The 9,180-nt window shown below is 43.9% G+C and carries 12 protein-coding genes; 6 read left to right on the plus strand and 6 right to left on the minus strand.

Going from position 1 to position 9,180, the window contains the following annotated elements; translation table 11 throughout:
* Nucleotides 1–837 carry a F0F1 ATP synthase subunit A gene (atpB, locus tag LRM42_RS01490; protein WP_243816474.1) on the minus strand — a complete coding sequence of 279 codons (837 nt, stop codon included), beginning with the start codon at nt 835–837 and terminating at the stop codon, nt 1–3.
* Nucleotides 834–1,094, minus strand: a complete 261-nt coding sequence (locus LRM42_RS01495; RefSeq protein ID WP_243816475.1) for a hypothetical protein — start codon at nt 1,092–1,094, stop codon at nt 834–836. The genes atpB and LRM42_RS01495 overlap by 4 nt, the downstream gene beginning before the upstream one ends.
* 39 nt (nt 1,095–1,133) lie before the next feature.
* Here LRM42_RS01495 and LRM42_RS01500 point away from each other — a divergent pair, with 39 nt between their 5' ends.
* Nucleotides 1,134–1,358: a hypothetical protein gene (locus LRM42_RS01500; RefSeq protein ID WP_129632746.1), complete on the plus strand. Its 225-nt coding sequence runs from the start codon at nt 1,134–1,136 to the stop codon at nt 1,356–1,358.
* A 48-nt stretch (nt 1,359–1,406) separates the two neighbouring features.
* Nucleotides 1,407–1,694 carry a glutaredoxin family protein gene (locus tag LRM42_RS01505; protein ID WP_129634903.1) on the plus strand — a complete coding sequence of 96 codons (288 nt, stop codon included), beginning with the start codon at nt 1,407–1,409 and terminating at the stop codon, nt 1,692–1,694.
* Between the two features lie 50 nt (nt 1,695–1,744).
* Here LRM42_RS01505 and LRM42_RS01510 read toward each other — a convergent pair whose 3' ends face one another.
* The gene (locus LRM42_RS01510) at nt 1,745–3,403 is read right to left on the minus strand and encodes an ABC-F family ATP-binding cassette domain-containing protein (RefSeq protein WP_243816476.1); all 1,659 of its coding nucleotides are present in this window, start codon (nt 3,401–3,403) and stop codon (nt 1,745–1,747) included.
* An 89-nt stretch (nt 3,404–3,492) separates the two neighbouring features.
* Here LRM42_RS01510 and smpB point away from each other — a divergent pair, with 89 nt between their 5' ends.
* Nucleotides 3,493–3,969 (plus strand): SsrA-binding protein SmpB, encoded by a 477-nt coding sequence (smpB, locus tag LRM42_RS01515; protein ID WP_129632756.1) that lies wholly within the window; start codon nt 3,493–3,495, stop codon nt 3,967–3,969.
* Nucleotides 3,970–3,998: 29 nt separating this feature from the next.
* Here the strand turns inward: smpB and LRM42_RS01520 are convergent, their stop codons facing one another.
* Genes LRM42_RS01520 through LRM42_RS01530 form a run of 3 tightly spaced genes read right to left on the minus strand, consistent with a single transcriptional unit; the run spans nt 3,999 to nt 7,172 of the window.
* Nucleotides 3,999–5,297, minus strand: a complete 1,299-nt coding sequence (locus tag LRM42_RS01520) for a glycosyltransferase (RefSeq protein ID WP_243816477.1) — start codon at nt 5,295–5,297, stop codon at nt 3,999–4,001.
* A gap of 19 nt (nt 5,298–5,316) precedes the next feature.
* Entirely contained in the window at nt 5,317–6,342 is a 1,026-nt protein-coding gene (locus tag LRM42_RS01525) for a glycosyltransferase (RefSeq protein WP_243816478.1), read from the minus strand.
* Between the two features lie 20 nt (nt 6,343–6,362).
* Nucleotides 6,363–7,172, minus strand: coding sequence for an alpha/beta fold hydrolase (locus LRM42_RS01530; RefSeq protein ID WP_243816479.1), 810 nt, complete (start codon nt 7,170–7,172; stop codon nt 6,363–6,365).
* 30 nt (nt 7,173–7,202) lie between these two features.
* Between LRM42_RS01530 and LRM42_RS01535 the strand changes: the two genes are divergently transcribed.
* The 3 genes from LRM42_RS01535 to LRM42_RS01545 all read left to right on the plus strand — a co-directional run bounded on the left by LRM42_RS01535 (nt 7,203) and on the right by LRM42_RS01545 (nt 9,135).
* Nucleotides 7,203–8,003, plus strand: a complete 801-nt coding sequence (locus tag LRM42_RS01535; protein WP_243816480.1) for an exodeoxyribonuclease III — start codon at nt 7,203–7,205, stop codon at nt 8,001–8,003.
* A 5-nt stretch (nt 8,004–8,008) separates the two neighbouring features.
* Nucleotides 8,009–8,794, plus strand: coding sequence for a carbohydrate kinase family protein (locus LRM42_RS01540; RefSeq protein ID WP_243816481.1), 786 nt, complete (start codon nt 8,009–8,011; stop codon nt 8,792–8,794).
* A 128-nt stretch (nt 8,795–8,922) separates the two neighbouring features.
* The gene (locus tag LRM42_RS01545; protein WP_243812457.1) at nt 8,923–9,135 is read left to right on the plus strand and encodes a hypothetical protein; all 213 of its coding nucleotides are present in this window, start codon (nt 8,923–8,925) and stop codon (nt 9,133–9,135) included.
* Nucleotides 9,136–9,180 lie beyond the last annotated feature (45 nt).

Raw genomic sequence — 9,180 nt, forward strand, 5'->3', positions numbered from 1 at the left:
TTAATCACTCTCTGATGTTGCTAATTTATTAGTTTCAACAGAGGAGTGAACTTCATCAATTGGCTCGTGCGAATCATGGTGAGCCAGCCCCAGGGAAATAAACACAGTTGATAGCATAAAGAAAATATACGCCTGAATACCGCCGATAAACAATTCAAAGAAATAGAACGGCTGCAGAGCTACGGGCGACAAAAACTTCGTCATGTAAGCGATAATTGCCAAGAGAATTTCGCCAGCCAAAACATTACCAAATAGGCGGAAACTAAGTCCCAGCATTCGCGAAAATTCAGCCACTAATTCCAAAATGCCAACAAATGACATAATTGGATCACGCAGCGGGTTAACGAAATATCGCCCCATATTACCCTTAAAACCCAAATACTTAAACGCGTAAATCTGAGCCGCAACAATCGTCACAATTGCCAAGCCGAATGTCATATTAAGATCCGCCACGCCACCGCGAAACAGCGGAGTGTGATGCTCACCGATAGTAATTGGACCAACGATCGGCAAAAGTCCCAGCCAATACTGCGCAACGATAAAGAAAAACAACGTAATACAAAGCGGAGCAACTTTACGTGCCCATTTTCGGTCCGGAATGACTTGGCAAACTGTATTATAAAGTCCGTCGAACGTCCACTGAATTAGTCTTGTGATAAAATTATGCTTCTTTTTACCTAAAACCGCCGCACGAGTACGGAACATTGCCCACACCAGCACGATCAATCCCAAGAATCCCATCAAGTGCGAATTCGTAATAGATACGCCAGCAATATTGAGAACTTCGTCAACCTTTACTGAAATATGCGGACCAGCGCTTGCCATATAATCAATCATTTCTTCAACTCCTGCTGTTTAATTTTAGCAATCTGCAAAGCTACGAGAACCACTGAGATAATCGCGCCAGAAACAATTCCAGCAAGCAACCATCTCATCTTCATTCCGCTGACATTATCCAACCACAATCCTAACAAAGTCAAGCCAATCGTCGGCAAAAACATTCGCCACATTGTACCAATCATCGTCCTTGCCAAAATCATCATCGCACCAGAATCGCCTGTATCATTAGCCGAAATGTCAGTTTCTTTTACCATTACTTTCCACTATATCAATCTGTTATACTATTTTGCAAGATGCCACGACGAAATTATTCAAAAAATAGTCAAAAAACCCAAAAAACATCATTGATGTCAATTTCAGGGTTGGCTAATTGTCAAAAAAAGCGTCGCTTCTCAACAGAGATAAAAGCCCGCCAAGCAGCAGAAATCCAAGAATTAGCAAACCCGAATTTGTCGATCGATATATACCACTGCGAATGGTGCAAAAATTGGCATTTGACGTCGAAGAATTCTAAATAGACGTAACCGTTATGTTATAATTGGAAGTGTTATTAAATAGGGGAATATATGAGCGAAGACACAACGAACAACCATCAAGACACAAAAGTTGTCGTGTACAACACTAGCTGGTGTGCGTTTTGCCACACGGAAATGGAATGGCTGAAGAAGCTGGGAATTGACTTTGTTTCCAAAGATATCGAGGCTGATCCTGGCGCAAAAGAGGAATTGCTAAATAAAAATGGCGGCAATTTCCAAGGCGTGCCAGTAACGGATATTAACGGGGAATTAGTGCTTGGTTTTGATCGACCGAAACTACAAGATTTGCTACGAAAAAACGGCTTACTAGCCGACTAATTTTCTTAAAAACGATTCAATATTTTCCGTCAAATTCTGGCGGAAAATTTTTATTCTGCGCCAATTTGCACAACTTTGCCGCCAAGTTTTTCGCGGAAATAATTATCGTGGCTGACGTAAAGAATCGCGCCGGAATATTTGGCCAACGCCGTTTCCAGTTCTTCGATGCTCGGCAAATCCAAGTGATTCGTCGGCTCGTCTAAAATCAGCAGTTGCGGGTCGTTCGCCAGCATAGCAATAATCTGAAAACGCGCCTTTTGACCGCCAGACAAGCGAGCCAGCGGCGTCATCCGATCAGCGTCCGTGAACAAATAGTCAGCCAAAAGTTGCCGAATTTTCGTATCAGAAATCGACAAATCGCGACTCATGTATAACTTTTCAATTGCTTTTTCTAGCGGATCAGACAGATATCGCTCGTCAATTTCTTGCTCATAAACGCCAATTCGAACCTGCGGATCAAGGAAAATATCGCCAGAATAAAGAACAGGACCGCCGTCAAAACTCTTGCCCGACGCCAAAATCATCCGAATCAACGTAGTCTTACCAGCGCCATTACGACCTCTAATTTCAATCGCTTCACCTTCGCGCAAATCAATATTCACGTCCTCAAACAATATCCGCTCACCAATCCCAACCGCCACATTTTCCGCGCGAACCAACACGTGCTGACTGCGGCTAGAAGCGTCTTTCATGCTCAGGCGAATATTACGCGACTTGAATTTTCCGTAACGCTCGGCCGATTTATAATCCAATTGACCAACGGATTCCTTGTCAATCCAAAACGTCGGCTTTTCCATTTCCGACAATTCCTCCAGCTCCGCTCGCGCCTCATTCTCCAAGCGCTTAAATTTCTGAATTGTGCCAGGATTACGCGACTTTTCCTTAAGCCGCTGATAATCCAAAACTTTTTGTTTCAGGTTAACAATTCGCTTCTCAATCTGCTCAAAATTATTCATTCCAGCCGTCGTAGCTTGAGCGTTCTGCTTCAAATACGCGTCGTAATTTCCACGGTAACTAACGGCTTGTCCGTCCTTAATCTCAACTATTCGATCAACTTGCCCAAGCACGTCTCGGTCATGCGTAATTATCAACATCGCTTGATGCGGCTGCGAATTCATCCAATCAATAAACTGCTGTTTCGCAACGTAATCCATGTGGTTTGTCGGCTCGTCAATCAGCGCCAAATGCGCCTCCGAGTGCATAATTTTAACAATCTCAACTAATCTTTTCTGACCACCAGACAGGGAAGAAATCTTCCGATCACCATAACCGTCTAATTGAAAATTACTCAGCTCTCGCTCAATTTTTTCTTCAACTTGATAAAATCCTTTTTGGTCAAATCGTTCCAGGGCTTGCGTATATTCCTCAATTTTTCGCATATTGTCGCCCATAGTCAGCGGATATTCATCGATGATTTTCTTAAGCTTGGAATATTCTGGAAGTCCACCAAGAATATACGAAATGACCGTTTGATCGCCCAATCCATGATGCTCCTGAGCGGTAGTCGCAACCGTAATGCCGCGCCGAAAAATAACTTCGCCCGTATAATCAGTATCTTTTCCGCTCAATATTCCAAACAGCGTCGACTTGCCAACACCGTTACGACCAACCACACCAACTTTCTCGCCGTCGTCCACGCTGAACTTGACGTCTTTCATCAACGTCTTATCGCCAAAACTTTTCTCAGTAATGTGAATGTCGGCTATCATGCTTGAGATATTGTAACATAAGTCATATTTCAGCCGCACCAAACTAGCCTAAATATACTGTCGCGTTAAGTTTTGCTATAATATAATTCATGTCAAAGCCAAAAGCCAAAAAACCAGCCACACAGAACATTGTCAATCGTCGCGCACGGTTTGATTATGAACTTGGCGAAGAAATTGTAGCTGGCTTGGTTTTAACTGGAATGGAAGTGCGAGCCGCCAGAGAAGGTCACGTCCAGCTTAAAGGCTCATTTGTTAGCTTAAGAAATGGCGAACTATGGCTAAATAACGCCAGCTTTTCACTGCGATTAAACGTTCGCGGAGAAGCAAATAGCCGCTCAGTCGACACTTCAGCGCGGAAATTATTGGTAAGTAAAAAACAATTGTCCAATTTTACAGAGGCCAAAAAACAGGGAATGACAATTGTCCCGACCAAATTGTTGACCAATGGAAAATTCATTAAAGTCGTAATTGCGCTCGGAAAAGGTAAGAAAAATTACGACAAAAGACAAACCATCAAACGCCGCGATCAAGACCGAGAAACCAGGCGGCTTATCTCTAATAGATAGCCGCACCGATTACAAAATCAGCCTGAGATTTATTGATTTTCGCGCGCGTCAATTAGCCTTTGATAGAGCTTTTCAAGCTTCTTCACTTGACTGCGCTCCGTAAACTTGTTGGCTAATTTTTTACTTTCAGCACTAAACTCCGCTTGTTTCTTCGGGCTTTTTAGAATTGCAATTACTTTTTCTGCGACACTTTCTGGATTATTCTCTGCAAAATAGCCATTGACTCCGTCCTTCACAACCTCTGAAACTTCCTTGTCAATAATAACAATCGGCTTTCCGGCGTGAGCAGCTTCGTGAAGAACCCAGCCTTGCGTATCTTTAAGCGAAGGAAAAGTAAACACGTTCATTACTTTATACGCCACGCCCAAATCTTCTCGTGGCATAGCGCCAGTAAATATAATCCTATCCGCAAAATCCGTCTCGGCTGCCATTTTTTCCAAAGTCTTTCGATATTCAAAATCACCGACAAACAACAGCTTTGATTTCGGACGAGCTTCGGCAATAAACTCGCTAAACGCCTGAATCAAAATTGGCAAATTCTTTTCCTCGCCCAAACGCCCAACAAATCCAAACACTTCATCTTTTTCGTCAAGACCCCATTGCTCGCGAAATTCTGCAACTCGTTTCGCGCTCGCCCGCGGAAGAGCATTCACGCCGTTTGGCATTAAAGTAACATCGTAGGTGTAATCTTCGGTCTGCCAAGATTCCAATTGATCGCGGCTTTTACGCGACAGAGCAATCACCGCATCTGCCTTGCTATATAAAATAGTAATAACGCGCTCAATAATATCTTTATTCCATTTCGTTACGCCACTACGCGGACGGTAAAGCTTGGCAACTTCCAGCAAATCTTGTCCGTTCAATTTCACCGACAATGGAAAAACCACTCCCGCCAACGCCAAAACTCCCGGCAAAACCGCAGGATAATGATCGACGAATTCGTATAGATCCGTACAATGCTGGATAATCAAAGGAATATTATTTTTCTTCGCCGCCTTCACGCCCAATAGACCAATTTGCGACGGCGTAAAAATATGAACGACGTCCAGATGCATATTGGCAATTTGACGCTGCACCACAGGAGGGAAGAACACCGACGTGTCGTAATCATCAAAAAACGCGCCCGTAATTGAGCGGAAACGAATTATTCGACTATTTTCATCTTCGTGGAGAAGTTCGGCTTGCTTGGACGGACTAATAGACTTTGCTGGGCAAAAAACATAAACCTCATGCCCCAAAGCTTCCAGCTCGCGCTTTAATGATTCGACAACGTAAACGATACCGTTAATGGACGGCCTGTAGCTGTCCGTAAAAAGTCCTATCCTCATAATAGCCCCATTATACCATTTATATCAGCGATCGATAAAATTCGACCAATCGCTCGGCGCCAGCACTACTGTCAAAACGTTTGGCAATCTTTTCTGCTAATCGGCATTGTTGGCTATAAAATTTCTTATTTCGCCTCAGTTTATCAACTTGAGTGACAAAGTCGCTATCAGACGAAGCCATTACCGCCCCATCTCTAAATGTTGTGTCATAATCAGAAATATCTCGCAAGACAACAGGTAATCCTGCGGCAGCAGCCTCAACAACAACCAAACCGAAGGTTTCCTGCTCGCTCGGCAATACAAATACATCGGCCGCACGGTAATAATCAGCAACATCGTCAAGCGGTATCACACCGGTAAATTTCAAATTCTTTGGCGGATTATTCATCATTCTTTGCATAGCACCATTCTCAGCCGCAATCACTCCAAACGGCACGCCGCCGACCCATACAAACTCCACATCAGGCATCTTTTCTGCCATATTAAAAAACACATCGACACGCTTACGTGGCTGCACTTGACCACTTCCAACGACCACAAAAGCATCATTGCTAATGCCAAGCTTTTGTCTAGCAGATTTCTTCTTCGCCGGTGAATTGGCATATTTTGCCGTATCTATAGTGTTATATAATATAGAAATTGGCTTCTTGACACCAATTTTTTCCAGTTCATTCTTTGTATAATCAGATACCGCTAAAACCAAGTCAGCTTTATTATAAAACCATCGTAAATACGCGCGAGCAAGTGGCTCTAGCAACTTCGCGCCCTTAATACTGCCTATAAAAGAAGCTGGTACAACATGAGCAGACACAACCTTCTTTCCGCCAGATTGACGCATTTTTTTCATCGAATACAGTCCGGTAGTTTGCGCATGGACTATATCCGCATCTAACCGAGCCTTATTCACCGCAATATCAATATCATTACGATCTTTAAGCGCATTTGTCATCTCTACAAAGGCCGTATGCACACCATGACCCTGAACAGTGAATTCGCTCTCAGAAATCATATCAACAATTAGTTTTTTATCGTCTTTCTTACTCATACCTACAGTATAGCAAATAATTATTCCGCCAATATCAATTCGGCAACCAGTTCTGGGCTATCCAACACCGACAAATGTCCCGTATCAAGCTCCACAAATTTATCAATTTTTACACCATCGGCGGCGTTCACAGGAAGCGAAATCTTGTCCCGTCGCCCAACTATCAATCCCGTAAACTCACGCTCAGAAATAATAATTTTATTGCCTCGAGAAATGTCCCGTGCAATTTTCGATTGCTCCAAATATTGCTGCCGCGTTACTCGCGTATTTTTCGTCAGCCACCGTATCAAATCCACGGTGCTTTTCCGTCTATTATTCACCAAGCACAGCCCACGGAACACCGAAAAATAATAGTTCAAATAAATATATTGACTTATACGACGAGTGCGGTAAAAGAACGACGAGGAAATTCTCGACATAACCGAAGTTTTCATCGGAGGACTGATGTACCAAATTTTCCGGCATCGCATTTTATTTGCCGCCAAACATCCAAGCGAATGGGCAACAACCTCGTCAACTGACACGCCTTTACCGTCAAAAGCCGACATCAAATTCATCGCCCAATTTTCAATATCGATCATTTTCATATCTTTTATCAATTGACTTCTGCCGTGAGAAGGCAAGTCAACAAACACCAAATTCGCGTCATTTTTCAGGTGATAAGCCAGCGGAATCATTCCGTGAAAATCTCCACCAATGCCGTGAATTAGCAAAATAGTTTTATTCGAGCCGCCTTGATAAAAATAGCAAGCAGTTTTCACACCTCCGACGTCCATGAAATCGCTTGATATTTCGCCCAAAAACTTATCGTACATTGGTAGCATATTCATTAAATTATATCATCACGGTATAATAAAATTATGAAGCTTTTCTCTTGGAACGTAAACGGCATTCGTGCAGTTATAAATAAAGGTGAATTCGCGAAGTTTATTAACACGTACAATCCAGATATTTTATGTCTACAGGAAACTAAGGCCGCCAGAGATCAGGTTGAAATTGACCTACCGAATTATCACGAGCATTTCTATTCCGCCGCCAAAAAAGGCTATTCCGGCACGGCGATTTTCTCTAAAATCCCACCCTTAAGCTGGCGTGACGGTTTTCCGCCAAACATCATTGAGCAATTTGACTTAACGGGCGACGAATACGGCAATCCAGCCGACGAAGGACGAATTATCACCGCCGAATTTGACGATTTCTGGGTTGTCAATTGCTACACTCCGAACTCAAAAGGGGATTTGAGCCGATTAGATTTGCGATATAAAAAATGGGATAAGGCGGTGTTGGCTTATCTGGAAGAGCTGGAATTGTCAAAGCCAGTCCTTTATTGTGGCGATATGAACGTGGCACATCAGGAAATTGACTTGGCAAATCCGAAACCCAACGTCGGCAAGCACGGCTTCACCGACGAAGAGCGGGAAGGTTTTCAGAACTATTTGGACGCTGGATTTACGGACACTTTCCGGACGGTTTTCCCTGAAAAAACTGGCGCTTATACTTGGTGGACGCATTGGGCGAATGCCAGAGCACGAAATGTTGGTTGGCGGATTGACTATTGGCTGGCATCGCGTGAAATTGCAAATCGCGTTACTAATCCGCAAATTCATCCAGAACAAATGGGTAGCGATCATTGTCCGGTGAGTATTGAGGTAAATTTGTAATGGATATGAAATTTTGGCACAAACAAGAACCAGGAAAGCCACTTTTTCCGGATGTTGAATGGAACAAGCCAGAACGACGCGACCAAGCGGGAAAATTAGGAATCATCGGCGGTAACAAATTAGGCTTTTTGGCGGTGGCAGAAAGTTACCAAGAGGCGCTCAAGGCTGGCGTAGGTGAGGCTCGCGTTTTACTCCCTGACGCCTTGAAAAAAAATGTTCCCGCGAATATGACCGACGTTTTATTCGCACCGACAAACCAATCAGGGAGTTTGGCAAACGAAGCGCTCACTGAAACTTTGGCGCTGGAAAGATGGGCGGACGTATTGCTATTATGCGGCGACGCTGGGCGGAATAGTCAGACGGCAATTGTCTACGAAGAATTGATCAAAAAGTCAGAAATTCCCGTCGTTCTGACGCGAGATGCGATTGACCTTGTGCAGAATAGTTTTCAGGAAATTTTGGACAATCCGCACGTGGTTTTCGTAGCAAGTCTGGCGCAAGTTCAGAAAATATTCCGCGCAATTTTTTATCCAAAAATGATTACGTTCAGTATTCAATTGTCGCAACTCGTTGAAGCGCTTCACAAATTCACCATCACATATCCCGTAACCATTTGCGTTTTTCATGCCGACAATTTAATAATTGCCCACAGCGGAGAAGTCGTCACCCAAAAATGGGACGCACCAATGGCAATTTGGCGGGGAACCGTCGGCGCCCGCGCCGCAAGTTACTTGATTTGGTCGCCGAAAGCGCCGTTAGCAGCAATCAGCACCGCTATTTGCAAAATGTAGCTTCTTATAAATATCCGCTTGACATTACGTACAATTAGTTGTATTATACTACCAAGCTTTCGCCGCGACTTGTCAAGGGCGAGAGTAGCCCTTAGTCGTGAGTGAAGCACTTCTTGAAAGGAAGTGTCATGAAAAAAATCTGGATCGTATTCATCATGATTATCACGGTTATCGTGATCATCATCATCCCCGCCCTAGCAGGAGCCCTAGTCGGAGCCTTGGCTTCGCTCGTACTCGCCTTACCCACACTCCCCACAGCACTTATTGGAGCGCTGGGCGGTGCCTGCTCCGGGCTCGCATTCTTGCTGAATGCGAAAACAAACGGGAATAAAGGGCTGTAAAGCCCGCGGGAAGGAAACAGCTTGCCTAGAAGGCTGTAAAGCCTC

The organism is Candidatus Nanosynbacter sp. TM7-075 (assembly GCF_022828255.1).
In the GTDB taxonomy this organism is placed as follows: domain Bacteria; phylum Patescibacteriota; class Saccharimonadia; order Saccharimonadales; family Saccharimonadaceae; genus Nanosynbacter.